26 protein-coding genes, 2 tRNA genes and 4 pseudogenes are annotated in these 25,226 nt (G+C 48.5%); 19 read left to right on the top strand and 13 right to left on the bottom strand.

All coding sequences use genetic code 11. From position 1 onward, the window contains the following. Nucleotides 1–168 precede the first annotated feature (168 nt). Both CAFE_RS01770 and CAFE_RS01765 read left to right on the top strand, forming a co-directional pair. Nucleotides 169–270 carry a hypothetical protein gene (locus tag CAFE_RS01770; protein ID WP_233452669.1) on the top strand — a complete coding sequence of 34 codons (102 nt, stop codon included), beginning with the start codon at nucleotides 169–171 and terminating at the stop codon, nucleotides 268–270. Beyond that, complete coding sequence (locus CAFE_RS01765) at nucleotides 260–943, top strand: DUF4367 domain-containing protein (protein WP_166525043.1); 684 nt, start codon at nucleotides 260–262, stop codon at nucleotides 941–943. The genes CAFE_RS01770 and CAFE_RS01765 overlap by 11 nt, the downstream gene beginning before the upstream one ends. Here CAFE_RS01765 and CAFE_RS01760 read toward each other — a convergent pair. Beyond that, nucleotides 940–1,137 carry a hypothetical protein gene (locus tag CAFE_RS01760; RefSeq protein ID WP_156989639.1) on the bottom strand — a complete coding sequence of 66 codons (198 nt, stop codon included), beginning with the start codon at nucleotides 1,135–1,137 and terminating at the stop codon, nucleotides 940–942. The two genes, CAFE_RS01765 and CAFE_RS01760, sit on opposite strands and share 4 nt — an antisense overlap. Nucleotides 1,138–1,417: 280 nt before the next feature. On the opposite strand from CAFE_RS01760, the gene CAFE_RS01755 reads away from it, so the two are divergent. The 8 genes and pseudogenes from CAFE_RS01755 (at nucleotide 1,418) to CAFE_RS01720 (ending at nucleotide 7,390) form a co-directional block, all read left to right on the top strand. Then, nucleotides 1,418–2,017 carry a hypothetical protein gene (locus CAFE_RS01755; protein ID WP_156989638.1) on the top strand — a complete coding sequence of 200 codons (600 nt, stop codon included), beginning with the start codon at nucleotides 1,418–1,420 and terminating at the stop codon, nucleotides 2,015–2,017. A gap of 126 nt (nucleotides 2,018–2,143) precedes the next feature. Further along, a complete protein-coding gene (locus tag CAFE_RS01750) occupies nucleotides 2,144–2,734 on the top strand; it encodes a hypothetical protein (RefSeq protein WP_156989637.1) in 591 nt (196 codons plus the stop codon). 163 nt (nucleotides 2,735–2,897) lie between these two features. After that, nucleotides 2,898–3,672: pseudogene (locus CAFE_RS01745) on the top strand (IS5 family transposase). Nucleotides 3,673–3,808: 136 nt separating this feature from the next. Continuing rightward, on the top strand, nucleotides 3,809–4,237 hold the full coding sequence (locus CAFE_RS01740) for a hypothetical protein (protein WP_156989636.1): 429 nt from the start codon (nucleotides 3,809–3,811) through the stop codon (nucleotides 4,235–4,237). Between the two features lie 133 nt (nucleotides 4,238–4,370). Next, nucleotides 4,371–5,414, top strand: coding sequence for an amidase domain-containing protein (locus CAFE_RS01735; protein ID WP_156989635.1), 1,044 nt, complete (start codon nucleotides 4,371–4,373; stop codon nucleotides 5,412–5,414). 258 nt (nucleotides 5,415–5,672) lie between these two features. Then, nucleotides 5,673–6,107 (top strand): hypothetical protein, encoded by a 435-nt coding sequence (locus tag CAFE_RS01730; protein ID WP_156989634.1) that lies wholly within the window; start codon nucleotides 5,673–5,675, stop codon nucleotides 6,105–6,107. 348 nt (nucleotides 6,108–6,455) lie between these two features. Beyond that, entirely contained in the window at nucleotides 6,456–7,091 is a 636-nt protein-coding gene (locus CAFE_RS01725; protein WP_156989633.1) for a hypothetical protein, read from the top strand. Nucleotides 7,092–7,204: 113 nt separating this feature from the next. Further along, nucleotides 7,205–7,390 carry a cysteine-rich KTR domain-containing protein gene (locus CAFE_RS01720; protein ID WP_330593777.1) on the top strand — a complete coding sequence of 62 codons (186 nt, stop codon included), beginning with the start codon at nucleotides 7,205–7,207 and terminating at the stop codon, nucleotides 7,388–7,390. Nucleotides 7,391–7,449: 59 nt separating this feature from the next. Here the strand turns inward: CAFE_RS01720 and CAFE_RS01715 are convergent, their stop codons facing one another. Further along, nucleotides 7,450–7,800 (bottom strand): helix-turn-helix transcriptional regulator, encoded by a 351-nt coding sequence (locus CAFE_RS01715; RefSeq protein ID WP_156989632.1) that lies wholly within the window; start codon nucleotides 7,798–7,800, stop codon nucleotides 7,450–7,452. 298 nt (nucleotides 7,801–8,098) lie between these two features. Between CAFE_RS01715 and CAFE_RS01710 the strand changes: the two genes are divergently transcribed. The 3 genes from CAFE_RS01710 to CAFE_RS01700 all read left to right on the top strand — a co-directional run bounded on the left by CAFE_RS01710 (nucleotide 8,099) and on the right by CAFE_RS01700 (nucleotide 10,809). After that, a complete protein-coding gene (locus CAFE_RS01710) occupies nucleotides 8,099–8,524 on the top strand; it encodes a sigma factor-like helix-turn-helix DNA-binding protein (protein WP_156989631.1) in 426 nt (141 codons plus the stop codon). A gap of 729 nt (nucleotides 8,525–9,253) precedes the next feature. Continuing rightward, on the top strand, nucleotides 9,254–9,415 hold the full coding sequence (locus CAFE_RS19885) for a helix-turn-helix domain-containing protein (RefSeq protein ID WP_242857906.1): 162 nt from the start codon (nucleotides 9,254–9,256) through the stop codon (nucleotides 9,413–9,415). Nucleotides 9,416–9,417: 2 nt separating this feature from the next. Beyond that, the gene (locus tag CAFE_RS01700; RefSeq protein ID WP_156989630.1) at nucleotides 9,418–10,809 is read left to right on the top strand and encodes a site-specific integrase; all 1,392 of its coding nucleotides are present in this window, start codon (nucleotides 9,418–9,420) and stop codon (nucleotides 10,807–10,809) included. Between the two features lie 265 nt (nucleotides 10,810–11,074). Here the strand turns inward: CAFE_RS01700 and CAFE_RS01695 are convergent. The 3 genes from CAFE_RS01695 to CAFE_RS01685 all read right to left on the bottom strand — a co-directional run bounded on the left by CAFE_RS01695 (nucleotide 11,075) and on the right by CAFE_RS01685 (nucleotide 13,861). Further along, a tRNA-Arg gene (locus tag CAFE_RS01695) sits at nucleotides 11,075–11,151 on the bottom strand. A gap of 233 nt (nucleotides 11,152–11,384) precedes the next feature. Continuing rightward, a complete protein-coding gene (locus CAFE_RS01690) occupies nucleotides 11,385–12,587 on the bottom strand; it encodes a peptidoglycan-binding protein (protein ID WP_156989629.1) in 1,203 nt (400 codons plus the stop codon). 26 nt (nucleotides 12,588–12,613) lie between these two features. Continuing rightward, complete coding sequence (locus CAFE_RS01685; protein WP_083210216.1) at nucleotides 12,614–13,861, bottom strand: ATP-binding protein; 1,248 nt, start codon at nucleotides 13,859–13,861, stop codon at nucleotides 12,614–12,616. Nucleotides 13,862–14,043: 182 nt separating this feature from the next. Between CAFE_RS01685 and CAFE_RS01680 the strand changes: the two genes are divergently transcribed. Next, nucleotides 14,044–14,868, top strand: a complete 825-nt coding sequence (locus CAFE_RS01680; RefSeq protein WP_066648516.1) for a hypothetical protein — start codon at nucleotides 14,044–14,046, stop codon at nucleotides 14,866–14,868. A gap of 277 nt (nucleotides 14,869–15,145) precedes the next feature. Continuing rightward, nucleotides 15,146–15,234: transfer RNA gene (locus tag CAFE_RS01675), tRNA-Ser, on the top strand. 188 nt (nucleotides 15,235–15,422) lie between these two features. On the opposite strand, the gene CAFE_RS01670 is transcribed toward CAFE_RS01675, so the two are convergent. After that, nucleotides 15,423–16,286, bottom strand: coding sequence for a tyrosine-type recombinase/integrase (locus CAFE_RS01670; RefSeq protein WP_156989628.1), 864 nt, complete (start codon nucleotides 16,284–16,286; stop codon nucleotides 15,423–15,425). A gap of 19 nt (nucleotides 16,287–16,305) precedes the next feature. After that, nucleotides 16,306–16,425 (bottom strand): annotated as a pseudogene (locus CAFE_RS20585) (tyrosine-type recombinase/integrase); the annotation flags it as partial. 685 nt (nucleotides 16,426–17,110) lie between these two features. Here CAFE_RS20585 and CAFE_RS01660 point away from each other — a divergent pair. The 3 genes from CAFE_RS01660 to CAFE_RS01650 all read left to right on the top strand — a co-directional run bounded on the left by CAFE_RS01660 (nucleotide 17,111) and on the right by CAFE_RS01650 (nucleotide 20,479). Next, nucleotides 17,111–18,412, top strand: a complete 1,302-nt coding sequence (locus CAFE_RS01660) for an RNA-binding domain-containing protein (protein ID WP_156989627.1) — start codon at nucleotides 17,111–17,113, stop codon at nucleotides 18,410–18,412. Further along, nucleotides 18,409–19,305 (top strand): TOTE conflict system archaeo-eukaryotic primase domain-containing protein, encoded by an 897-nt coding sequence (locus CAFE_RS01655; protein ID WP_156989626.1) that lies wholly within the window; start codon nucleotides 18,409–18,411, stop codon nucleotides 19,303–19,305. The genes CAFE_RS01660 and CAFE_RS01655 overlap by 4 nt, the downstream gene beginning before the upstream one ends. Before the next feature lie 178 nt (nucleotides 19,306–19,483). Next, nucleotides 19,484–20,479: a DEAD/DEAH box helicase gene (locus CAFE_RS01650; RefSeq protein ID WP_330593784.1), complete on the top strand. Its 996-nt coding sequence runs from the start codon at nucleotides 19,484–19,486 to the stop codon at nucleotides 20,477–20,479. Here the strand turns inward: CAFE_RS01650 and CAFE_RS01645 are convergent. From CAFE_RS01645 to CAFE_RS01620, 6 genes and pseudogenes are all read right to left on the bottom strand, one after another. After that, nucleotides 20,437–20,835 (bottom strand): annotated as a pseudogene (locus CAFE_RS01645) (hypothetical protein); the annotation flags it as partial. The gene CAFE_RS01650 and the pseudogene CAFE_RS01645 overlap by 43 nt on opposite strands. 18 nt (nucleotides 20,836–20,853) lie before the next feature. Beyond that, nucleotides 20,854–21,000 (bottom strand): hypothetical protein, encoded by a 147-nt coding sequence (locus CAFE_RS01640; protein ID WP_156989624.1) that lies wholly within the window; start codon nucleotides 20,998–21,000, stop codon nucleotides 20,854–20,856. 16 nt (nucleotides 21,001–21,016) lie between these two features. Then, nucleotides 21,017–22,756, bottom strand: coding sequence for a MobP3 family relaxase (gene mobP3 / locus CAFE_RS01635; protein ID WP_156989623.1), 1,740 nt, complete (start codon nucleotides 22,754–22,756; stop codon nucleotides 21,017–21,019). Nucleotides 22,757–22,758: 2 nt separating this feature from the next. Next, nucleotides 22,759–23,172: a hypothetical protein gene (locus CAFE_RS01630; RefSeq protein WP_156989622.1), complete on the bottom strand. Its 414-nt coding sequence runs from the start codon at nucleotides 23,170–23,172 to the stop codon at nucleotides 22,759–22,761. A 527-nt stretch (nucleotides 23,173–23,699) separates the two neighbouring features. Continuing rightward, a complete protein-coding gene (locus tag CAFE_RS01625) occupies nucleotides 23,700–23,882 on the bottom strand; it encodes a DUF6103 family protein (RefSeq protein WP_156989621.1) in 183 nt (60 codons plus the stop codon). Between the two features lie 102 nt (nucleotides 23,883–23,984). Beyond that, nucleotides 23,985–24,158, bottom strand: a complete 174-nt coding sequence (locus CAFE_RS01620) for a plasmid segregation centromere-binding protein ParR (RefSeq protein WP_233452668.1) — start codon at nucleotides 24,156–24,158, stop codon at nucleotides 23,985–23,987. 307 nt (nucleotides 24,159–24,465) lie between these two features. On the opposite strand from CAFE_RS01620, the pseudogene CAFE_RS01615 reads away from it, so the two are divergent. Beyond that, nucleotides 24,466–25,170, top strand: a pseudogene (locus CAFE_RS01615) (SDR family NAD(P)-dependent oxidoreductase); the annotation flags it as partial. Nucleotides 25,171–25,226 lie beyond the last annotated feature (56 nt).

Below are 25,226 nucleotides of genomic sequence, written 5' to 3'. Positions count from 1 at the left end.
GACAGCAAATCTGGTATGATTTTGTCATGAGGACTCGTCTCCTTTCGGGAGTACATTGTTTTGTGTCAAAACCATTGTACCAGAAGGGCTGACGAGTCCTCAACTTTCATTTAACTTTACAATACGTTAAAATATGTTCAGGAGTTTTCAAATGAAGAAATTGCAAAGATGTTAGGGATCTCGGAACCGACTGTCCGAAAGCGATTGGAGCGCGCGAAAGAAAAAATTCAGCAATTTCTGAATGAGGAGACAAGTGAAAATGCTGACTAACTACTCAGAAGAATCCCTGAAAGCTGCTGTTATAGCAGCCGACCGCATGTTCCTGGATTCTTTACCTTCCGACGATGAAATCAATCATGTGTTTTCCAAGAGATTTGAGCGTCACATGAAAAAACTTATACAAAAATGTAGCTCTGGAAAAACTACTGCAAAATCCCATATAGTGAGAAAACGGTGGATTGCTATTCTTGTCTCAGTTATTATGGTCTTCTCCATGGCACTGAGCGTTTCCGCCGTGCGGCAATCAATTTATAGATTTGTGTCCCAAATATATGAAAAATACACACAAATCCTTTTTAGCCAAACGTCGTCCTCGCAAACAGACAGCCTTGTTTTTGAGGCTTACATCCCCTCGTATATCCCGGACGGTTTCCAATTGGTTCATCAGGAAAAAAATGATATCGTGATGCTCGAATATGAGAAAGGCAAAGACTTTGTTTCATACGATCAGGAACCGCTTGAAAATGTATCCGCCCGTATCAATACGGAAGGCGTCAAAATTGAAGATACAAAACTGAATGGGACGCCTGCGCAGTATTATTCCAATAAAGGCATACAAAATCTGATCTGGTACGACAGCCGTTATATGTATATGATATCGTCTACTTTAGACCGCAAAACGGTCTTCCGGATTGCTGAAAGTGTACCCATGAAAAAAGATTAAAATTTTTCCATAATTTTTGTCACAAAAAGCCTTCCTGATTTGTCTTTATGTGTAGAAGACAAAATTAAGGGAGGCTTTCGTATGTTATCAAAAAAAATCATTTCCTTTGCAGCGAGTGCTCTGATCGTTTTTTCTGCCGCATGTCCAGCGCTGGCCGCCAGTACACCCAGGTCAACTAAGGAATCTTCACCCATACATGTTGATTATGCTTATATCAACAGAGCCAACAGCAGTCTCCAGAGAAACTTATTGTAATCGCAACTTGTTACTCTGTAATCGGCTCGAGTGAGTCGGAGTCAGATATAATTTGCAGTAAAACTTTCTCTTGTTAGTCTTTGCAAATAGACAGATTAAAACAATAAATATATTCATTATTTAGGGGGTGATTCCAATGGTTAATTAAAAGTACGCCTTTTTTCTGAGGACAATAGCTTGTTTGAGAACGGTTTTTCAATAATCAAGGAGGTATAAACCATGAAAACAAAAATACGCTTTGGAGCCACATTCCTCGCTCTTTTAGTCAGCTGTGCAATGGTTACTACTACTGCGTTTGCAGCCGAAACACAAACATCCACGAGTTCTACAGGCAAAACAGTTTACACACAGACGGTCAATGCACAGCTTGAGGCGATGCCTTATGCCTCAGCTGACAGCAGAACAGTAACCGCAAACAAAAGTCTGGGACTTGCATTAGATCCAGGAGCAAGCGGATGGAGTATGCCTGTAACCTTTCGATTCTCTAGCCTTCCATCCAATGCCGTGGTACGCTCCATTGCGATTAATCCCGGGCGGGGTGTCATAAACAATAACAATAGAAACATGTTGGGACTAATAGTCATTTCAAAGATAGAAGTAACTAGCCCGAGGGGAAAAACAGCCGATATTTCATGGAGGCCGTACGGCATGACGGACGACGTTGATTTTTTACAACAACAGGCCTCTGGAAATTGGACAGCACTCGTTTATGGGACAAATATTACACGTCCTACTGGAGATCGTATGATGGATCTTCGCTCTTTTGGCAGTATTTCTTATAAATCCGCTCAGATGACAGTTTCATATGTTTTGGAGTAATCTTGTTCTACAGTGGGAGGGACAAGCTATAAAGGTTGTCCCTCCCATTTGTGGTCTATATTCAGCTTTTTCGAAAACTGCCGATAATATATATCGAAAAACACTTTATAATACGAGGGTAATGTTATGACTATAAGTTCTCTTAGCATGGGAGGTTTCTCACGTCTAAATTCCCAAACTACTGTAAAAGCAGATAAAACCACTTCTACTGAAAACACTTCCGATAAGAAAAATACCAGTTCCTTGCCGGATGCAGTGGTTGAAAACATTCAGAAAATGGCACGGGAAGGTGCAAAAAAAGGTGTATACATGGGAGATAAATATGGAGCATATATCAACGCATATAAAACGCAGCATATATCGCCTGACCGTTCAAAGTTGATTTCTTTGATGACTCCTATGGTGATGAACGCCAAATACACAAATGGTTTACCAAGTTTTTTTCAACTCCCAGGACTTCCGTTTACAGGGATGTTGCAGGTCGGCGCACGAAATGGAGCGTCTATGTCTATCTATGACAATAGCGGAACGGAAATCCTGTCTTATGATTGCAGGAATGGCTGGCTTCCTCACCAATCGCAGGTGGAAGGCAAGTTTTACGATGAAACAACGGCAATTTATCATGAGGCATACGCCGCCGCGAGAGCTGAGATGCAGACAGGTTCAGTACAAAGTAGCGGAATAGCTACAATTTCGGGATTGGATATGAAAGCATAAAGCGCCTTGGCGTATTCTTATAAAGTGAAGATCACCCTGTCTTACCAATCAAATTGTAGTGGATTACAACATACCGATATTTAACCACCATCTTTCGCTGATTCTAGGTCTTGTTTGAAAAATAAAAGTTGCACAGTATGGATAAATTATGTAGACTCAAGATATGGGTATACACAGATATGAAATTGCAGATGAACAGTGGGAACGAATCAAGAATATGCTGCCAGCAGAGCATCCGAAGTTTGGAAAACGCGGCCGTCCGGCAAAATATGATAACCGCAGTATGGTAAATGGGATACTGTGGATTGCCAAAAGCGGAGCACCATGGAGAGAACTGCCTGAACGGTATGGGCCTTGGCAGACCGTCTATGCTTGTTTTCGTAAATGGAGGAAACTCGGTGTATTTGAGGCAATCTTCCATGCCTTGTCGGGTGATGCGGATATGGAAAACGTCAGCATAGATTCGACGTCATGTAAAGTGCATCAGAGCGCCAATGGTGGGAAAAAAATCTGAGGATAAAGCTGTGGGAATGTCCAGAGGAGGACGTAACACCAAGATTCATACGCTTGTGGACGGTCTAGGTAACCCCATCTCCTTTATGCTCAGCCCGGGCAATGAGCATGATTCCATTCGTGCCATTCCCTTGCTCAAACAGATTGACATCAGAGGCTGCAATATACTGGGTGATAAAGCCTACGGAGCGCAGACAATCCGCGATTATATATCGTCGCAGAAAGCCACCTATACGATTCCACCTCAAGACAACTGCAAGGAACCGTGGTCTGTTGACTGGCATACATATAAAGAACGCCATCTTGTGGAGTGCTTCTTTCAGCAGCTCAAATGGTTTCGCAGAATATTCACTCGATACGATAAGCTAGATGCGTCTTTTCTCGCGTTCGTTTATATTGCCGCTACCATGGTTTTATTGAAATAGCACAATGGGGGTCGATTTTTCAAACAAGCCCTAAATATAGTTGATCAAAAAAATAAATTTTCCCAAAATGTTTGTCACAAAAAGCCTTCCTAATTTGTCTTTATGTGTAGAAGACAAAATTAAGGGAGGCTTTCGTATGTTATCAAAAAAAATCATTTCCTTTGCAGCGAGTGCTCTGATCGTTTTTTCTGCCGCATGTCCAGCGCTGGCCGCCAGTACACCTAGGTCGACTAAGGAATCTTCGCCCATACACGTTGATTATGCTTATATCAACAGGGTAAGCAGCACCTTGAGTATTTCCAACGGGACAGCCCATATCTTTGGGTATGTGCAAAGAACAACCTCTGGAAAGAGAATTGATGTGGAATCCACTCTGGAACGCTACTCCGGCGGCTCTTGGGATAGAGTTGCAAGCTGGTCCGCATCTTCGAATTCCTATTCGGCATCAGTATCTAAAACCTATAGGGTTTCCGGCGGAACTTACCGCGTCGCAACTTATTACTCTGTGAGTGGTTCGAGCGGTTCGGAGGCAGATACTCTTTATAGCAAAACCGTAAATTGCTAATTATTTCTCCTATATATTTTGATGGAAAGGGGTGATTCCAATGAACTTATTAATGAGGTGAAAGCCTCTATCAAAATAGCAAAAAATCATGTTCGAATATAGAAATGATGACTAATTTGAAGGAGTGAAAAAAATGAAATTCTCCATGAAAAAAATGATCAGTTTAGGCTTAACGTTAGTAATGGCATTGGCTATTTCCGTACCAAGTTTTGCTGCGGATAAAGTTAATGGGAATTCTGAGAATAAGAAACAAGCCGATCAAATATATGAAGGTGTTGTTTCTTATGTGAATGAAGTTTATCCAGATTTAGCTAAGACCGAAAAAAGCAATTTAATCGATAGACTTTATAAGGAAAAAAGTCAAGCAACATCCAAATCACAAATACAATCGAGAAATAATCGCAATGAAGTAGACGAAGCATATCAAAACGTTATGGCCGAAGAGGAATATATTGTAGATCTGATAAATTCACGTGGCGCTAGCACTGCTTTGGATAATTGGCAATTCAATTTGAAGTATTTAAAGCAAAACTATGACGCAATTAAAAAAATTCCTAATGTTAACATGACATATGTGGATTCCTATATTGCGGCATATGAATCAGTACTGGCAGCAAAAGATATGCCGACCGAAAAGGTGAATACATGTACTACCTTAGCAACCAATGGCTCTTATAATTATGATCAAGCCGTAAATTACGCAAAAAAATATTACCGCAATTATAATTCCGCCTATCCAAGTTGGGCTTCTGCTGGTGGCGACTGTGCCAATTTTGTGTCGCAATGCCTGTACGCTGGTGGAAAGCCCATGAAAGGGACACCAGGAAGCGCGTCTTCCGCCAGCAACTGGTCTAATTGGTTTTCGAGAGGAAATACTCAAAACACTAATAATGTATCTTCAACATGGAGAGGTGCGCAAGCATTTAGAAGTTATTGGCAAACTAACGCATCGTCTTATAAAAAATTCACAAGTGTCGACAGTAGTTCCTTCAATTATGGCTGGACAGGTGATGCTGTGTCGCTATTGAATAGCAATGGTAGAGCATATCATACTTTGATTATTGTTGGCTATTCAAGCCCTGACTTCACAGTAGGCGCCCATACAGGCGATACAATTGATGGTTCGTTAAGAAGCTATGCATCGTCAAATGGTTTTATTATCTATAACATGCGTTAACAAGTATCTCTCGGGGGCAAATTCAAATATTTGCCCCTATTTATTATCACGAATACGGGATTAAAACTCTCACCTCTAGGCGAAAACTTTAGGTCAACATAATCCGTCAAAAGCGGAAGATCTGCGAAAACTACTTGTTGATTTTGTGTTAGGCTGATATAAAAGCGACGTTTTCCATATTTAGGTGGCTTCCAGCCGCCAATGGAACCTACCGCCTTTTAGGTGGTAGCAGTTCAGTTTTGAAGGGAAGGTATATATATGAGCAAAAAGTTCCTTCTGGCCTTATTGGTAGTATTAATAACAATAGGAACATTTGGTTGTAGTTATATAAGGAATAGTAATAATGTTTCCTCTGACCGATCGCGAATGGTCGTAAGTTCGTCATCGTCAGATTCAAATGTACTACCGCCATCTAGCAATGAATCAGTGAGTTCTAATATGTTTACAAATGAAGAAATTGAAAGCGCTAAAAAAATTGCGGAAGCGTATTATAAAGGAACTACATGGAAACCAAAATCATATCAGTTTGATACGACCAACCGTCTTTATAAGCAATACTCTTCAAAATATGAAAAAGATAAATTAATCGTCTTTACAGTCGCAATCGAAAATTCTGAAGATCCGCCAAGAGGGATCGCATTGACAAAAGCAGATACAAATTCCGATTGGAAAGTTGTAGATGAAGGATATTAGTAAGAATATTCTTATATCTTTTAATTAAGTGCATAAACAGCAATTAGACGTTCAGGTTCAGAAATATATTGAGCAGAAGAAAAAGGCAGACACCAACATTTCCGAAGACAAAATTTTGTCTCACAGTTACAATCGGGATAGAAATCAAATTGTAGCTAACTACTCGATTCGTTATACTTATCCAAGCGGAGATTGGGTCGCTTACGATGCAGAAAAGAAAACTTTTAAAATACCTGCATAGCATCTACTCTACAGAATTTTTTAGACAACTAAAATGGCTGACAGTCACTTCAAAAGTAACTGTCAGCCATTTGCCCTTTATAGATAATACTGTCCATAGGCTTACTATTGAAGATTTACCATTCTTTATGGAAACATTTCATTCGTAATGGTCTGAAATCATTTGCAGAAATATCCCGGCGTGTTCTTGGCGAAGTGGCAGACGAAGCCCTGTCGGAGCGGCTAAAGAGCTATGTGCTGGCGTATGACAGAGAAATGATTGATGAAGTCGTTGATTTACAGTTACTGGATTATGGATATGAACGGTACGGTGCGTTTTTGACTGTCAGAACAAAGTGTGATGCAGACAAGGGAAGATTCTTGCTGCTTATCGCAGACCTGAAAAGTGACATATACAAGGAATTTGGATATGTTGCAACCATTGAGCCGGAGGTTCCGGCAAGTCCGTCAGAGCAGAATCGGATTAAAGAGATTGTTTGCCGGAAAATAAAAGAAATAGATGAAAATTTGATTGTTGCCGACAGCACACGCATCAATGAGGGAGCCACCAGGCCGCAGGCTGTTCTTTACATTGCGATCCCATTCGAGTACAGCAAACAGGAAAGGAAGATTTATCAGGAAGTACAAAAAAAGTTGGAGGGTGAATCCTTTTCATATACCACTAAGTTAATGGTAGGCAGGAGCCTACAGCCATCAGGAAGGCACACGAAACACATCATCAGAAAGCCAGATGCCAAGAGGTAGAGCCGATAAATTATAAGTAATGGTAGTCTACCGGCTCCATTTGGGTATGCTTGAAAAGAAGGCCAAAGCCAGACGATTAACGCAGAGCTGCGCCGTGACTGGAGGTATGAAAAGTGGGAGACAATCGAAAGAGCTCTCTATGGATATATTGCCCGATCTGTGGAGGGAAAACAAGAACAAAGGTGTATGAAGATACCGTCCTTGTAAAGTTTCCGTTGTATTGCCCTAAGTGTAAGAAGGAAATCCGGGTGGATGTCGTACAACTGAAAATGGTGCTGAGCAACGAGCCAGACGCATAAAGCGCAGAGCCTGCTTCCTACTGACGTTAGGATGCAGGCTCTCTTTCTATTTATGTAGCTTATTTAATTTCACTGGCATCTTTTGCCCTCAGTGTTGATAGGACTGCCTCGATCACAGGAATCAGCGCAGCGGCTTCCTGTTCGCTGCATTCCTCAATCAGAAAACGCAGTTGGCGGATGGCAGGGCTTTCGCGTTTCATCTCTGGATTAAAAATGTCTCTAGCGTCTATTTTCAGCAAGCGAATTAAAGGAAACAGCGTTTTCATTTTGGGGTTTCCCTTATAGTTTTCAATATTCATGATCGTGCGCGTGTCTGCATCAATTTTGCCAGCAACTTGTTCCTGCGTAAGCCCAAGTTCGCTGCGGGCAATTTTTACAGCATCACCTAAAGAATGGAAATAATCTTGCATCGTGGTTCACCTCAAAAATATTCTACAATACACCTTCTTCCGTTTGTATTCATTGCAATACTGCTCTTATATGTATTGTAATTCACCACATGAGCAAGGAGGCCGCTTATGAATCAGGAAATACCGGTTAAATTACAGACTACGCACATGAATTTCAATGTTTGGTAGAAAACCAGTATGCCCTGACAGGTGAACTGCAATTCACCCATACCAATAAATCAACCGGCAGCGTTGGCTGTCGTTCTCCGCCTCCATTTCGATTCACTCGATAACCAATGAATCGAAATGGAGGTTATTTATGACCAAGATCAATCTTCGGGAACAGTACCCCGATTTTTATAAGAACGATTACATTATTGAAGTCCCTGATGAGGTGGCTGCCATCATGCAGGAGTATGACCGGCTGGAGGCCGCCTACCGTCGCCGTACATACTACCACAAGGCTCATTACTCGCTGGATCGGGGCGACGGTATTGAGTACGAAGCTCTTTTTGTGGCCATGACACCCTGTGAGGTTTATGAGCGCAAGGTCACGATGGAACAGCTCCATGCCGCTATCGCTTCTTTGCCGGACAAGCAGGCCAAGAGGATCAACGCCCGGTACTTCATGGGCCTGACGATATCCGAGATTGCCAAGAGTGAAGGTGTGAGTGCTGCATCCGTCAGCGAATCTATCCAACGTGGGCTGCGGAACATGGAAATATTTTTGAAAAATCGTCTGTAATACCCCTAATGTAATCCCCGGAAATCTCACGGTTATTAGAAGGACACGCTATTCCTCGTGACCTTGAGATCATTGAAAACTGAATACACGGTATTACAGGTACGAAACCCGCGTGAGTAGCGGCATAAGGCCCGGCGCGATGACGGCAGTTTGAAGGAGGTGAACAGACAAACTGCCAGAGCGATCAACGGAGCTTTAGACCCGGCTTGGCAATCCGGGCGCGATGACAGCGCGGGGGCTAACGATACTTTCTCACGACCTCCCACAGACTTGAGGGGGAACCCTGTGGCGCACGAGTAAAACGACGCTGCGGAGTTATGACAGCCCTGCCAGGGGCGGCCTGTAATATCCCTACCGTCAGGGATGCGTGGCAAAAATGACGGACAATACTTTTTGCAACAACTGATACAGCCGCACCGAAACTTTACCGTTATGTTATGATGGCTTCAATCTGTTCGGTGCGGCTGTCTTGTGAGATGCAAGACCTGTCGCCACAAGCAGACTTGTTTGCGGCGCATGGTGTTTCATCCCACATGGATCGAGACAATCAAACGCCATTTTGAGAAAGGCGTCAAATACTACATAGGCCGCAAGATTGCTTGGATGTTCCGCAGCAGATATAATACAAGTACGTTGTGATGCATCCGATCAATCCGATTGCGGTGAAAGGAGGTCTTTGCAATCGGAGCTGTAACTACAACATCATCAGTTGGCAAAAGAACATATTCCGTGGATGAGGTACGAGAAATTCTCGGTATCAGCAGGAGGAAGGCGTATGAGCTGTGTAATTCTGACTGCTTCAAGGTGGTTCGCGTGGGCAGGGTCTTGCGGATCTCCAAAGTCTCTTTCGACAACTGGTTGGATAACTTCAATCAGATCGGAGGGCAATAAACATGGCATCTATCGTAAAAAGAGGAAAAGCCTACGCCGTGGTGTATTACGAAGGCGAAGGCAAAAACAAACATCAAGTATGGGAATCCGGCCTCAGCTATAACGCAGCAAAGTCCAGAAAAGCGCAGTTGGAGTATGAGGTGTCTCAGAATATCCATATCGAACAGAATGATATGACCGTCAGCGAATTTCTCCATGAATTCGTTCAGAAATACGGGGAGAAGCGGTGGGTAGCATCTACCTATGACGGGAATGTTGGCCTGCTGGAGAACTATGTGTACCCGTACCTGGGAGACAGAAAGCTCCGCAGCATCCGCACCAAAACCGTGGATGACTACTATCACTTCCTGCTCTTTGAGGCAGAACCCGTAACCAACCCCGGAAAACCCAAGCGAGAGCATCTCACGACTTCGATTATCCATGATATTCACAAGGTTTTGCGCTGCGCCTTTAATCAGGCTGTGAAGTGGGAGTACATCGCTAAGAACCCGTTCTTGAACGCAACACTCCCGGAACACAAAGAGAAAAAGCGTGCCGCATTGACGCCGGAGCAGCTCCAGAAGGTCATGGAGTTTACGGACAGGCCGGATATCTATGACTATTATCTGATCCACTGCGCGATTCATCTGGCCTTTGCCTGCAGTATGCGCGGCGGTGAGGTCGGCGGCGCACAGTGGGACAGATACGACCCCGCGAACCGGATGCTCTATATCGACAGGGTGATCGACCGTGTGGACAAAAAACTCGCAGATACCCTTACCAAAATGGACATCATGTTCCGGTTTCCGAATCTGTATCCCGGAACCAGAACCCTGATCGTCCTGAAACAGCCTAAGACTGAGGGCAGCGTCCGAAATGTTTACATCCCGGAGACGGTTGCCCAAAAGCTGAAGGTTCTGAAGCAAATGCAGGACAAGCTCAAGATCGAGCTGGGCGATGACGGGTATATGGATTATGGGCTTATCATCTGTCAGGCAAACGGCAGACCGATCATGACAGAACACCTGAACAAACGCTTTAAGGAAGTTCTTGAAGCCATGGGTGATCCCACCATTGATCCCAGCGAGATTGTTTTTCACAGCATCCGCCATACCAGCGCGGGCGTAAAGCTTCGCTTGTCCGGCGGTGATCTGAAGGCGGTACAGGGCGATGGTGGTTGGAGTACACCGGATATGGTCACGAAACGCTATGCACACATTCTGGATGAGGACCGAAGAATGCTGGCTTCTGAAATGGAGCAGCAGTTCTATCAGCAGGGCGGCACAGCCATACAGCCAGCAGCAACAGAAAAAGCGCCCTCGATGGACGCAAATGCCCTGGCTGCGCTGCTTACCAGCAACCCGGAACTGCTAACAAAAGTTCTTCAGTCTATCCAGACGGCTAATAACGGATGATTTTATTAGCAGTCACGCTGGGAGGTCAAAAACGCCTGTTAGCAAAGGGCCTCCCAAAACCGGTTTTTCGGGTCGGAAAATCCGGCTTCTATTAGCAGAAAAAATTCTTCCGGCCGCTGATGCAGACCATGCGCTTTCTATTAGCGGCAGCAAATTTCCGGTCGTTTATTAGCAGGTTTTATTAGCAAATCCGCAAAGGTGAACGAACCGGAAAAGTAAAAGAAAGCCGAAAACCCTGATAAATCAAGGCTTTCGGCGTGATTTCTGGCGTCCCCGGCGCGATTCGAACGCGCGGCCTTCCGCTTAGGAGGCGGATGCTCTATCCTGCTGAGCTACGGAGACGTATATGAAGTTTTAAGGCGGGGTCCTCCCCAAAAGGTGTCCGCTCCTCGTTCTCTTAGGAGGCGGACGCTCTATCCAGCTGAGCTACGGAGACAAATCATTCAAAATGCTTCCCGCATAAGACTCGTTCTCATGCGCAAATGCTTATCTATTATAAGATAAGCCGCGGGGTTTGTCAATGCCTGACCAAAAGAAAAGCGCCCCGGCGGAAAGCCGCCGGGGCAATTTTGCGTTTATTCAGCGGGCCGTTTGACCGCGTCGGAGGAGAACATCTTTTTCAGGGTCGCGGGGTCCGCCACGCCGGTTACCGTCATTCCGTTCAAAAGCTGAAAATCTTTTACGGCCTGCTCGGTTCCTTCCGCATAAAGCCCCGTCGGCTTTACGAACATATATCCCAACTGTTCCAGACGATTCTGCATTTTCAAAACGTCGTCGCTTTGCATCCCGTTCTTCAGAGTCTGGTCCAGATTCAGGTTCGTCTCGACAGAAGCGCCCGAAGAAGAGGAAGAGGAGGAAGAGGCCGCCCCGGATGACGAGGAGGCCGAACCCAGCAGCTCAGGATGCACGGTTCCGGCCATAAAGCTGACCGCCTGGACCAGTTCCTCCCCCTGAAGGTTCATCAGGCCGGGGTCCATCTCATAAACGCGTTTTTCCTTCACCGCCGTCAATTTTGCGTAATCAGGCGAGGCTTCCAGCAGGGACCTGACGCCTTTGGCACAGAATATGTACTTTGGGTCCGCCAGCAGCAAATCGGAGACTTTCACGGTTTTATCTTTTCCGCCTTCCGCGGAATTGGTCAGCCCGGCAGCGTCAATCAGCTTTCCGGCGAGCGTGTCGCCGGTCGCGGCGGCGCCCTTCGCGTCATAAAGATACACCGCCGTGACCGGTGTGTCGCTGTCCGGTAAAACGCGGGTAATGTCATCGATGGTCTGATAGATTCCGGCCGCCGCGTCCTGCCCTTTCCGGTAGCCGGTCCGCGCGCCTTTGAGCGCCGAGCCCACATACGAATAGAGCTTTTCCAATCCTTCCCGGCTGTCCGCCGGCTGCAGAGTCAGGACCGTCAGTCCCGCCTTTTCCATCGAGGATTTCTGCTCTTCGGTCAGGGAATCCGCGAAAACGATGTCCGCGCCAAGGTCGCGTATTTTCTGCGCGTCGTCGGCGGAAACGACCGGCAGAACGGAAAGATCGCTCTGCGTGCAGTCCTTGCTTCTCGCTTTCAGAGTCGCTTCATATCCGATGGACAGAATCACGGACGCGATATTCGGCGACAGCACCACCGCGCCGGCGGGTTCCTTTTGAATCGTCACATTCCCGAACGCAACGGGAAAGTCCTTATCCCCCGCTCCGGAAGAAATATCACTTGCGCGGCTGCAGGCGGACAAGGCGGAAAACGCAAGCATCGCCGCCAGGAATACGGCCAAAAATCTTTTTCCCATTCCAGACTCCTTTTCTCGGTCTCGGTTTACTCCGGCTTCCGGCCGCTTCGAATGCGGGCCTCCGCCGCGCGGATATACTGCTTCGCGCAGCGCGGCGAACGCCCTCCGCGGCCGATCGCCCAGCGTTCGGCCCCCTCCTCAAGTTCCTTCATATGGCCGCCGAGCCCCCTCCGCTCGGCCAGCCCGCGTACAATCTCCAGATATTCGTCCTTCGCCGGAAGGCTGAAATTGACGGATAGCCCGAACCGGTCCGCAAGCGAGAGGCTTTCCTGAATCGTGTCGCCCCGGTGGATTTCATCGCCCTCCCGGTCGGAAAACGTTTCGCGCAGCAAATGCCTGCGGTTGCTTGTCGCGTAAATCAGCGTGTTTTCCGGCCTTGCCGCAAGGCCGCCTTCCAGCACCGCTTTCAGCGAAGCATACGTTTCATCCTGGCGGGAAAAGGAAAGATCGTCGATAAAAACGATAAATTTCATCGGAAGCTCTGCGATTTTGTCCACCAGGACGGGAAAATCGGAGAGGGATTCCTTCGGCATTTCGATCATCCGCAGGCCGCGATGACAGTACCCGTTCAGAATCGCCTTGACGGTGGAGGATTTGCCGGTGCCCCGGTCTCCGTACAGCAGGCAGTTATTCGCGGGCAGGCCGTTAAGAAAAGCCAGCGTATTGTCAATCACCGTCCGGCGCTGATCCTCATAACCCGTAAGCTCGGAAAGAACGGTCGGGTCAGGATGCAAAACCGGCCTGATTTCTCCGCCTCGCCAGATAAACGCCCGGCAGCGCGCGTATACGCCGCATCCGTTTTCACGGTAATACCGGGCGGCACGGTCCGCGAAAGTTCCGCCGCCGGCCTCAAACGGCGGGGGCAGCGCCCCCGTTTGCCACCGCGGCAGATTCAGCGCCCTTAGGCCGTCCGCAAAGTCGCATCCCTCGAGCAGCTGTTCCGGCGTGACGGAAGCCGCCTGAAAGACGACGTCCAGGTCGCGCCGCGCCGCGTCCAAAACCGTGCGGCCAATCTCCTCTCCCCGCGCCGCCGCCAGAGAGAACGCGTTTTGGTCGTATAAAACATCCCTGGCGAGACAGCCGCGCAGGTTTGAGCTTCCCTCCTGCCCGCAAAGAGCGGAAAAGAAAGCGCCCCACGCTTCCGCAAATTCCCGCTGCGAATGGCCCGCCGCGTGAAGCAGTCGGCAGAGCGCCGCGGGCACCGGCCGGTTTAATATTCCGCGATAGACGGAAAGGGAGGCGAAACTCATTGCAAGGCTGCTGATTTGATTCATGCGGGCAACTTCCTTAATTAAAAAATTTAGAGTGCGCAAAGGGAAGAAATCAGTTGATTTTGCATCTATTTTACGCTGTCAGGAGGGTAACTGTCAAGTTCGGGGGAAGAAATCCGGTTGCGGACATACTCTAAAACCATTATAATGGGGACAGGCTCAGATCGACTGAAAAGAGGTTCATCATGAAACGAATTAATCGCATTTTTTCCGCGCTTCTGTTTCTTGCCGCCGCGATAATGTGCAACGCCTGTTCCGGCGGACCCGACGCCGGCGTTCTGTTCCGGGAAGCAAAAACGGACGCGGATTCCATACAAAGCTGCAGCGCCGACATCAGCCAGAACCTTGTGTTTACGGCGAACGGCGCCCAACATGTCTATTCTTCCTCCAACAGTATTACATACACGGCAAAGCCGTTCGCAATAAAATCGGTTCAGAAAATCCAGAATGACGGCATCTCCAGCGACAATGAGACGTACACCCTGACCGAGAACGGCAAACCGAGCTTTTACTGTAAGCCAAACGGGGTCTGGCAGAAAACCGACGCGGGCAACCTCGACACTTCGCCCGCGGCCCAGGTGGATATTCTCCGCGTGCTGAACAACGCGGAAGACCAGAAATATGTGCGGGAAACGACGCTGCATTCCCGGAAAGTCCATAAGATTGAGCTAAAGCTAAGCAGTGAAATTCTGCGCAGTGCAGTGGAAAATATTGTGACGGTTTCGGGTATGGCTGAAAATTCCAGCACGGTGGTCCCGGCTCTGCTCAACGGCGCGCCCGATTTATACGGCTATTGCTACATTGACGCAGGCACCGGAAAAATCGTCCGGATTGAAGCCGACCTGACGGACGCGGTCAATCAGATCTTCAAAAATATTGACGGCAGCAGCGTATCGGTTCATGTAACAAAATGCGAACTATCGGGGAACATCGATAAGATTAACTCCGCGCCTTCCGTCACTCTTCCAGATGACGCCAAGAGCGCCTCCTCCATTCAGGCCTACGGCTGATTGTTTTTGAAAAAGCCTTGACTTTTTCAGCGCTTCCCAGTAAAATAAGAAAGCACGCTTATCGTGCATAGACTCAAGCGTGTCAGAGCGGCCGTCACGGGTCTGACCCTTCAAAATCGCGTGTGGTCGGCGATGGGACAGGCTCGAAGAAGCCTGATTTCATGCGGGTTTGCGGCTCCTATTTTACAGCGGTTCTAATTTTCATCTTGCAGTTTTCTCGCAATTTTGCAATCAACTGAATATCGCCTTTTCGCCGAGCAATCGGTTGAAAATATATGGAGAGGTATCGAAGTGGTCATAACGGGGCTGACTCGAAATCAGTTTGACGGCAACGTCACATGGGTTCGAATCCCATCCTCTCCGCCAAATTTGTCCTAAAAGTCCGAATTTTTCGGGCTTTTAGGACATTTTTATATCTGTTTTTACATTGTTTCCCCCACTTTGGTAGAAATCGAGGCAAGCGGATTTGCGGCTTTTCTAGGCTTTTTCTGCAAGAAAACTGCAAGATGGGAAAGTCTTCTGCGACATTGCGTGGGTTCGAACCTTCGGAGAGTTTATTCCGGTTTTTCGTCCTTGTCGTTCTCCGGATTATCCTCGTCATCGGTCACTCCAAGCACTTCTTCAATCATGTTGGCGCTGGCCAGCTCGCTGGAGCTGTCGATGTGGGAGTAGATGTTGGCGGTGGTCGCCATATCGGAATGCCCCAGCCAATCCTGAATCATCTTCATGGGAATATTGTTTGCCAGCAGGAGCGAGGCACAACTGTGCCGTAAATCGTGAAAGCGTATTTTTCGAAGCCCGTTTTCTTTCAGAATGACTTGAAAATGACTGCTGACATACTGTGGGGTAATCAGGCCGCCCAAGGCGTCTACGCATATGTACTCCGAATATTTTTTGTCGTAAGCACCGCGCATTACCGTCCGCATTTCCTCCTGCCTCGCCTGCTCCGCCAGAAGCTCCTCCTCGATGTGAGGAATCAGCGGCAGGGTGCGGTAGGAGGATTTGGTTTTCATCACGTCGTAGCCCTTGAGCACGATGCCGCTCTTGGTTTCCTCCTCCAGAATCTTGTGCCGGATGCTGACCGTCTTGGCGGTGAAATCCACCGCCGACCATTTCAGCCCCAGAACCTCGCTGCGGCGCAGGCCGTAGTAGGCCGCCAGCATGATGACCAGGCGGATCGGGTCCCCCTCGACGCAGTTCAGAAGCGTTTTCAGCTCCTCGGCGTTGTAGTAGCTGCCGATGAACGGCACGGATTTGGGCCTGTCGGCCTGCAGGCAGGGATTCGTGGGGATAATGCGCCGCTTTACCGCCTGCTGGAAAGCCCTGTGCAGCATGGCGTGGTGGCGCTGCGCCGTCGTGCCCTTCAGCCCGTCGGAACGAATCGTCGTGTAGTAAGCGTTGATTTCGTCGCCTGACATCCATCACCTTGAGCTTCATCGGTTTGAAAAAAGCCGTCATCCTGCCGTTGATCATCCTCTTGTAATTCAGATAGGTGGAGCTTGAAATATTGGGCTTGTGCTGCTCCAGCCATTCCCGAAGATAATCCTCGACCAGCATGTTGGTAATCCGGTTGCGTTCCCGGTCCGCGTGAGTCATGCTCTCCTGCAAATACAGGTCGCCGGTGTTGTACTGCGCCAATATTTCAGCGAGCCGGTGATTGGCTTCCGTTTTTGTGCCGCGCTGGTCTTTTAAATCGAGATTGACCCACTTTTGTGAACGTTTTCCGCTCGTGTCATAAAGGTTGAGTACGGCGTACCATTTCTGATTTTTTGAGGTCAAGTGACCTGTAATTCGTTTCATTTCCGTTCTCCTTTCGCGTGGCTTTCTCCGGTACTGCCGTCGGCAGTACACACAATACCACACTCGGACGGAGAAAGCCAGGTGTCAAACGGTACAAACCTGCACGGGTTATTTTCGACCAGAATGCGATAATTGACATTTGAAAAATCAGGATTTTCTTCTGCCTGATAAAAATGATTGTGTCTCTTGATATTGGAGGACTTCGGCCTTTTATCCATCTTCGTCAAACTGACTTTTGCGGTTTATATCCGCAAAACTTCATAAATCAGTTCTCGATTGCGGATAACATTGTTTGCTGGGCTTTGCTTGTTTTATTATAGGAGAGAAATTTATTGATGGAGATTCACATTTCGACAGCATTCTATTGCTTTCTTTCACTCACTGTGTTACTATCAGTGAAAGAATGAAAGTATGAAAGAATGCTGATCGGAGGTGTCATAAAATGATTCACGAAACTGAACAAATTGAGTTTAAAGAGATATTTGTTCCGGAAATCAAGAAGGAAGTTGTCGCCTTTGCAAATTCAGATGGTGGGACGGTCTATATAGGCATCCGCGATAATGGGCAATTCGTAGGGCTGGAAAATAGCGACTTTGTCATGCAGCAGGCATCCAATGCCATTCGAGATGGAATCAGCCCCGACATTACTTTATTTACGCAGCTTTCTTTTGTAAGTGAAGATGGGAAAGCCGCCGTGAAAATTGAAGTGTCTCGCGGTACAAAGCGGCCTTATTATCTCAGAGATAAGGGCATGAAACCATCCGGCGTATATGTGCGCCAAGGCACGGCGTCTGTACCGGCTTCGGAAGATGCGATACGGAGAATGATTAAAGAGACAGACGGAGATTCTTTCGAGAACAACAGATCTCTGATACAGGAATTGTCCTTCACATATCTTAAAAAGGAATTTGCCTCGCGCAAAATAGACTTTGGCGCGGTACAACAAAAAAACATCGGAATCATGACAAGTGACGGGATCTATACCAATCTGGGGCTTCTGCTTTCTGATCAGTGTAAGCATTCTGTTAAACTGGCTGTTTTTCAGGGAACAGACAAGCTTGTATTCAGGGACAGAAAGGAGTTTTCCGGGTCGCTGCTCAAGCAGCTCGAAGATACTTATCGTGCGATTGATTTTTACAATGAAACAAAGGCCACTTTTCAGGGCCTGATACGGAACGATGAGCGTGATTATCCTACAGAAGCCATTCGTGAAACTCTGCTTAACGCCATCGTCCATCGCGATTATAGCTTCAGCGGCAGCACTTTTGTAAATGTTTACACCGACAAAGTAGAGTTTATTTCCCTAGGCGGCCTTGTTTCAGGGCTTTCTCTCGAAGCCGTTATGCTGGGGGCATCTCAGCCAAGAAATGAAAAGCTCGCAGCACTCTTTTACAGAATGCGGCTAATCGAGGCATATGGGACGGGAATCGGTAAAATTATGAGCAGCTATTCCCAAGCTGCAAAAAAGCCTGTGTTTGAAAATGTGGACGGAGCATTCCGTGTTGTTCTGCCAAACCGCAATAACGAAGCAGTATCTTTTGCGGAAAATATCTCTGCGACTCAGCCTACCTACCAGATGATAGAGGCGTATCTCAGCCAGCATAAGAGTGCTACCAGAAAAGAGCTAGAAACTCTCCTGAATCTCGGAACAACCAGGACTTCTACCCTTTTAAAAGAAATGATGGAACTGGGAACAATAGTAAAGATTGGCAGCGGAAAACTGACGAGGTATTCTCTGAAATGAGGCATACGGCAGTTATAGATGGGCATCGCTATACATGGCTGGAATCGCTCAAAATGATTGGCTGTGAAGACGAGATTGTAATATGTCAAAGCGAAAGTGGAGCAAAGCTTGCTTGTCATTCTGATGTATGGGAAACACACGAAGAAAATGCAATGTTTTCTTTTTCAGATGCAAAAGTCAAGAACAAAAGCTCTTCCAGTGAGAAGATTTCATTGTTTCGCTCTCTATTCTGCGGACGCGGTGATGTTTATGCCAAACGTTGGTATAATTTAAAAACCGGACAGGCAGGATATTCGCCCGCTTGCAAAAATGAATGGCAGCGGGGTCTATGTGACAAAAGAGCAACCCCTTGCGGGCGTTGCCCAAACCGTGCTTTTTTGCCACTAACAGGCAGCGTGATTTACCGACATCTGGAAGGCAAAGACGAATATGCCCGAGATGTAGTTGGTTTGTTCCCTATGCTCCAGGATGAAACAACATGTATTCTTGCGATAGACTTCGACGATGAAGGTTGGCAGAAAGATGTGTCGGCGTTCCTCGGGACATGCAGAGATTTCGGCCTTACACCGGCAGTTGAACGATCACGTTCGGGAAATGGTGGGCATGTGTGGTTTTTCTTTTCTGAGCCCGTGGAAGCCGCTAAGGCTAGAAAACTGGGAAGCGGCCTGCTCTCCCGTGCCATGGAGCGTCATGCCACCTTGAAAATGGAATCCTATGACAGGCTGTTTCCCAATCAGGATACCCTGCCAAAGGGTGGATTTGGTAATTTGATTGCTCTTCCCCTTCAGGGTATGGCACGCCGGGCGGGAAACAGTGTTTTTGTTAACGATCACTTTGACCCCTGGCCGGATCAATGGGCTTTTTTATCCTGTGTGAAAAGATTGACCCCTTGAACAATTGGACGAACTGATAAGTACTATTTGCCATAGCGGAGAACTCGGTGAGTTGGCGAATTCCGGTGAAGATGAAACACCGTGGAAACATTCCAAACCTGCAGAACTTGGACGGACGGATTTTCCCGACTCAGTCGAACTTACACTGGCAGATGGAATCTACATTAAGAAAGAAGGAATGTCCAATGCGGCACTGAATAGGATCAAGCGTCTGGCAGCATTCCGCAAGATCGGCCAGCTTGGTGCTGGAAAAAACACTTTGAATGGTATCGTAGACATCGCCACAATGCAGTCACTAACCGACGGAGATGCAGTAAAGGAGCTTGTACGGGACTATGGGATGGTCATTTGCGATGAATGCCATCATGTTTCTGCAGTAAGCTTCGAAAAAGTTTTGTCTGCTGTCGTAGCGAAAAATGTTTATGGACTCACCGCTACACCGATTCGTGCTGACGGGCACCAGCCCATTATTTTTATGCAGTGCGGTTCCATACGCTACCGTGTAGACGCCAAGGAACAAGCAAAAAAAAGTGATTTTGGGCATTTTATTCTTCCACGCTTTATACCGACCTGCATCCCGAATGCTACGGAACTGACCATTCAGGAGGTCTGTTCAAAACTGACTGACGATGATATGCGCAATCGTTTTATTGTAAAGGATGTAATATCCGCATTGAACGAGGGCCGTTCGCCACTTGTTCTCACAGAACGTAGAGAACATGCCGTTCTGCTGGCAAAACTGTTGGGAACGGCCTGTGTCAATGTCTTCCTGCTTTCCGGAAGTGATGGACAAAAGATAAAGCGCGAAAAGCTGGAAGCGCTGAAAGCAATACCGCCGGATCAGCCTCTCATTGTTGTTGCCACTGGAAAATATATTGGTGAAGGCTTCGATGAGCCACGCTTGGATACACTGTTTCTTACCATGCCCATCGCATGGCGCGGGACTTTGGCTCAGTATGCCGGCAGATTACATAGGGATTTTGCTGGAAAATGTGAGGTACGCATCTACGATTACGTTGACGTTCGTGTCAAAGTGCTGGAACGGATGTATCATAAGCGCTTACGAGGGTATGCCGAGTTGGGGTATCAGTCAAAGGCGGGAGATAGCGTAGAACAGCCAAGTGTCATCTGCGACAGCACCTCGCGGTCAATAAAGCGCTGCTTGATGAGATAGGCGAACACCCGCCGCATGTCGGGATTCTGCGCCGGAAGAGCGAACTCCTTTTTCGGTGCCGGGGCATTCTTGTCCGTCTGGTTCCATTCCACGCCGCTCTCGCCGCCCAGGAGCCACTGCACCGCTTCGGGAAAGCTCATGTCGTAGAACTCCTGCACAAAGTCGATGGCGTGGCCGCCCTCCTTGCGGCTGTGCCGGAACCATTCGTTTCCGCGGACGGTAACGCTGTCATAGCGTTTCCATCGCCACTCATGTCCGGAGCGGACGAGTTTTTCGCCCTGTCGCTGGAGAAGATCCACCAGATCCACAGAGTTGGCACGCTGCTTCTGCTCGTCTGTAAAATACACATACTCCATACCGGAAACCCTCCTTTGTCAGTGCCTGCGCTTTCCGCAGCGCATGTGCCCGTGCCGGGCGCAGAAAAAGGCCACCCGCTGGTGAACGGGCGGCTTACTGAGCTGCTTCTGTTTTATGATCAGGTTTTCTTTTTCTCGCCGTGTTTTTTCAAACGACCTGTGCATGAGAATCCCCTCCTGTTTAGTAAGTAGTAAACTTCTGCTCATGATCGTCCGGAGCGTGACCCTGGGCGATCTTTTTCTGCCGGATTTTCCGCCGCAGCTTGCTTTCCACCTGCATGCGCGGACCTCCGGGAAGCCGATCCTGTTCCTCCCGGAAAATATGGCTCAGATGGTGCAGGAGCCTTGTCGCTGCGAGGGAAAGCGACGGATCTCGGAAGGAGTCCGGATGATCGAGAAAAAACCGCGCGTAAATGTTGCCCTGCTTCGCAGATCGCGTCAGCCAGCGAATAGCGGCTTCCCGGTCGCGTGGGACGTCGCGTCCCGCCAGATAGAGCTTGCCAAGCGCATATTGAGCGTACTGATTGCCCTGTTCCGCGGAGGCAGTCAGCCACCGGATAGCGGAACCCACATCTTTTAGAACGTCTTCGCCCAGCAGATAGAGCTTTCCAAGCCGATACTGTGCAAATGAATTTCCTTGCGCCGCCAGCTTTTGTAGACGCTCTATCTCATTTGGAGGATTCACCGTCGATGTATCGTCTTCATGGGTATGTTTTTCCGTTTGTGGATCACTGGTATCTGCGTAATCTTCGAAATGCTCTTCCTCAAAAGCAGCTTCCGCATCCTCATCGCCCTCAAATATAAAGTGGTGACTGCCGAGACTGACCGCTTCTGCAATCACCATGTTTTTAATCTGCTTGAATTCCTTCTGCTGAGAAAGCGGCTGGGGTTCAGGCAGATGGTCCTTATAGGTGTGCAAAACCTCGTTACGTAGTTCCTGCCATTCGGCATAGGCCGCCGCCACCCGTTCGTCCTTCGCCAGCTCATCCACAATTTGATTGACCATCTCCTTGAGCGGGGCCTTCAGGTAGCCGTACTGTTTTTTCCCGGCCGTGTATTTCAGCCGCTCCGCCAGCCGGGATATCAGATCCTCAATGACCGGGTTTGCGCAGGTTCCGTTTTTCATCTGCTCCAGCAGCTCCCGCAGGGTATCCCGGCTCTCGGTGGTCAGGGAATCCCGCCGCTCCGTCTGCTCGGAGTAAATCTGGAGCAGATCCTGCTGGAAGATTTCCCGCGCGAGGCCGCTCCGCATCTTCTCGATGGCCGGTTTGGTGACATAGCCCTCGCGGGGATCGGCGGAATAGACGATCATGTGGCAGTGCGGGTGATGACCCTCGTTGTGAAAAGCGGCGTACCAGCGGAGATTTTCCGGCGCGATCTTCATCTGCTCCGCGAATATGTTCCGCTGCTTCCGAAGGAGTGCCATCCACGCGACGGCGTTGTCATAGCCGAGACGGGCGGCGTCCTCACGCCGCAGAGAGATGATCGGCGTCCAGATGTTGCCCGTGTGCTGGGCTGCTTCCTCCGCCACCCGCGACAGCACCAGCGGCGTATTTTCATCGGAAAACAGGCCGTGGGCGCCAAGCTTTTCGGCGCGGGGGCGGGTGGCAATATAATTGACGTAGACCTCTTGGTGCGACGGCTGATCAAGATTCTGATCCAGCGCCGCCAAGATCAGCTCTGAGGCGTTTCCCGCGGTCGGGCTGTTTTGATAGTCCTCGTATTCAAACAGCCGGTCGGAATCGGGAAACCGCGCGAGGATGTCCGCAATGAGCTGCTTCTGTTTTTCTGTGGCGGGGAGGCTCCGCCAGTTTCGCGGGATTTTCTCAACGCCTTCCCGCGTCGCCACGTAGGTCACGAGATTTTCCGCGTGCGCAGCCGCGTTTTTCAGATACCGGCACTTGAAGATAATCCGGGGCATAATCATTCACCCTTCTGGAATTTTGCTACATCCTCGAAGGTTACGGCTCCGACTGATTTCTTTACGTCGCCGACGCACTTGCCCCGCAGACGGCGAAGGGTGGCTTCGTCCACGTCGGCGGTGGAGGCAAGGACATTCATCATCATGCTCATTTCCACCGCCAGCTTGAAGATCAGACGCGCCATGCGGTTCTCCATGCCGTCCACCATGCCGGTCATGGCCGTGGTGATTGCGGCAGGAAGATAGCGCACGCCTTCCTCCGCGGAGATGTAGCCACAGTAGTATTTGATCGCCTTTTCAATAAATTCGCTCTGGCTCTGGCAGTTATCCCGCCGATACCAGTCCGAAACCAGCTTTCTGCTTTTCGGATACATCCAAAGCGGAAACTTCTTTTTGTTCTTTGTTTCTTCCGGCATGCAAAAACCTCCATTCACGCGAAAAGGGGCCGCAACTCCGGTCGCAACCCCTATGAAATACTTGATTCAGCTTGTATTTTCGGCATTCCGCTTTTCTCACAACCCCGGAAGCGACTCCACGGGCAGGAATCCGACCCCGGTGAAAAACGTCCCCGACCCGCGTTGCGGGGCGGTGTAAGCCGAAACGGGGGCGCTTTGCTACCCCGCTTCTTTAACCCGCATCATTTTCGATCCCATGGTTCACTTCTGACTTTGTACTGGGTGGAAAACTCAGTGCTTGCCGTACTTTCGCACACAGCTCCGACACGGGCGCACCATCTTCATGGTGTAAAACGCTGCCATACCTGCGGGGAAAACGCGGCACAGGGGCACACAGGCGGCAACGCGGGCTTTCACATCTGCTGTGTCGTTTGGCCCACCAGATTCTCCAACTCAGCCCGGACGTTGTCGCAGTACGCATTCAGCGGGATGCCATGGCTCCTACGGCGCGAACGGCAGAGAGAAAAATAGTGGGCCCGTCGCATCCCTCACACGGCGGCATTTTCATTCCGGCGGCCGGGAGTCTTCCGAAGCTCTGTTGGGACATTCCTTTCATAGAGCTCCTGCAGGTGAGCTTCCAACCCGACACGAAGCTCCGCTTCGTTCCTATATTTTCGCAGGGCGTTCAGCTTTTCGCTGTCATACCGGATCTGTATCGTTGACATTTTCATGAATGCTGCTTCCTTTCCGCGTTGATTTTTCAAAATGATAGCCATGATGGTATACTTTTCGCCATTTGTCATGGCGGAGCTGACAAAAGTGTGCCTACTTGGTTACAAATCCTCCAGCGCATGGACTAGACTGTCGGGGAGATCGGTCAGATGGACATCAGATTCCGGCTTCTCCGTTTTGGCGGACAGCTGAACATTTTTGAGTTCCTCCCGGATTGTTTGCCGAACGACCTGTTCCAGTAATTCTGTCCGGTTTGCTTCCAGAATGCTGGACACCACAAACTCGGTTCGCTGCCGGGCAGTCTGCCTGCAATAAAGCGCCTCACTGACCGAGGATGGTAAGCTGGCGCAGCAGGAACACAGGCAGAGCGAGGCACTTTTATGGCAGAAGATTCTGGGTGCTTATGAAACGGCGAAGGAAAGAAGTGAGCTGATTCGGCTGCTTTCCATCCTCGCAGAAAAATTGGCCAAGTAAAAGGAAGAGGAAGCTATTATGCAGAATAAAACAGCGGTAGTTACAGGAGCGACAAGCGGGATCGGCGCCGCTTATGCCAAAAGGTTTGCATCATAAGGCTATGACCTTGTCATCACGGGAAGGCGAAAAGAAAAGATTGAGGCTCTTGCAGAAAGCATTCGTGGGGAACATCATGTCCGTGTAGACGTGATTCTGGCGGAACTTTCCGAAAAAGACGGGATACATAAAGTGATCGAAGGCATGCAGGGAAAGCAGATTGAAATCCTTGTCAATAACGCCGGATTCGGCGCGAACAGCCTTTTTAATGAGTGTGATTTAGCTGTTGCGGAACAGCTTGCGAATGTCAATGTGATTGCACCCATGGAGTTGATCCGGGCTGTTCTGCCCGATATGGTGAAGAGAAAAAGCGGGACGGTTATCAACATTTCCTCCGAAAGCGTGTACATGATTGTACCGAAAAATTCCGTTTATTCTGGCGCAAAGGCGTTCGTCAAAAGCTTTACAGAAGGTCTGCATGTTGATCTGATTGGTACCGGCGTTAAGGTCCTGGCAGTTTGCCCCGGCCTTACTCATACCGATTTTCACGAGAAGATGGGTATGGAGAAATCGAGGCAGATAAACAAAGGAATTATCAGCTGGATGTCTCCGGAAGAGGTTGTGTCATGCTCTTTGAAAGACCTGCAAAAGGGCAAAGTGATCTGCATACCAGGACTGCATACAAAGCTGATGACGGGTATGCTCAGTCTGATCCCCCAAAAGACGTACTATAAAACGATGCATAACCTGAGTCAGAAAATATCGTCAAAACGATAAACGTGCATTTCGCCATCAACACATGGTGATTCAATCATTTACCGGAGGAATTCTTA

This window comes from Caproicibacter fermentans, assembly GCF_009746625.1.
Classification (GTDB): Bacteria; Bacillota; Clostridia; order Oscillospirales; family Acutalibacteraceae; genus Caproicibacter; species Caproicibacter fermentans.
The sequence above is the reverse complement of the archived record's forward strand: the minus strand, read 5'-3'. Positions and strand labels throughout refer to the sequence as shown.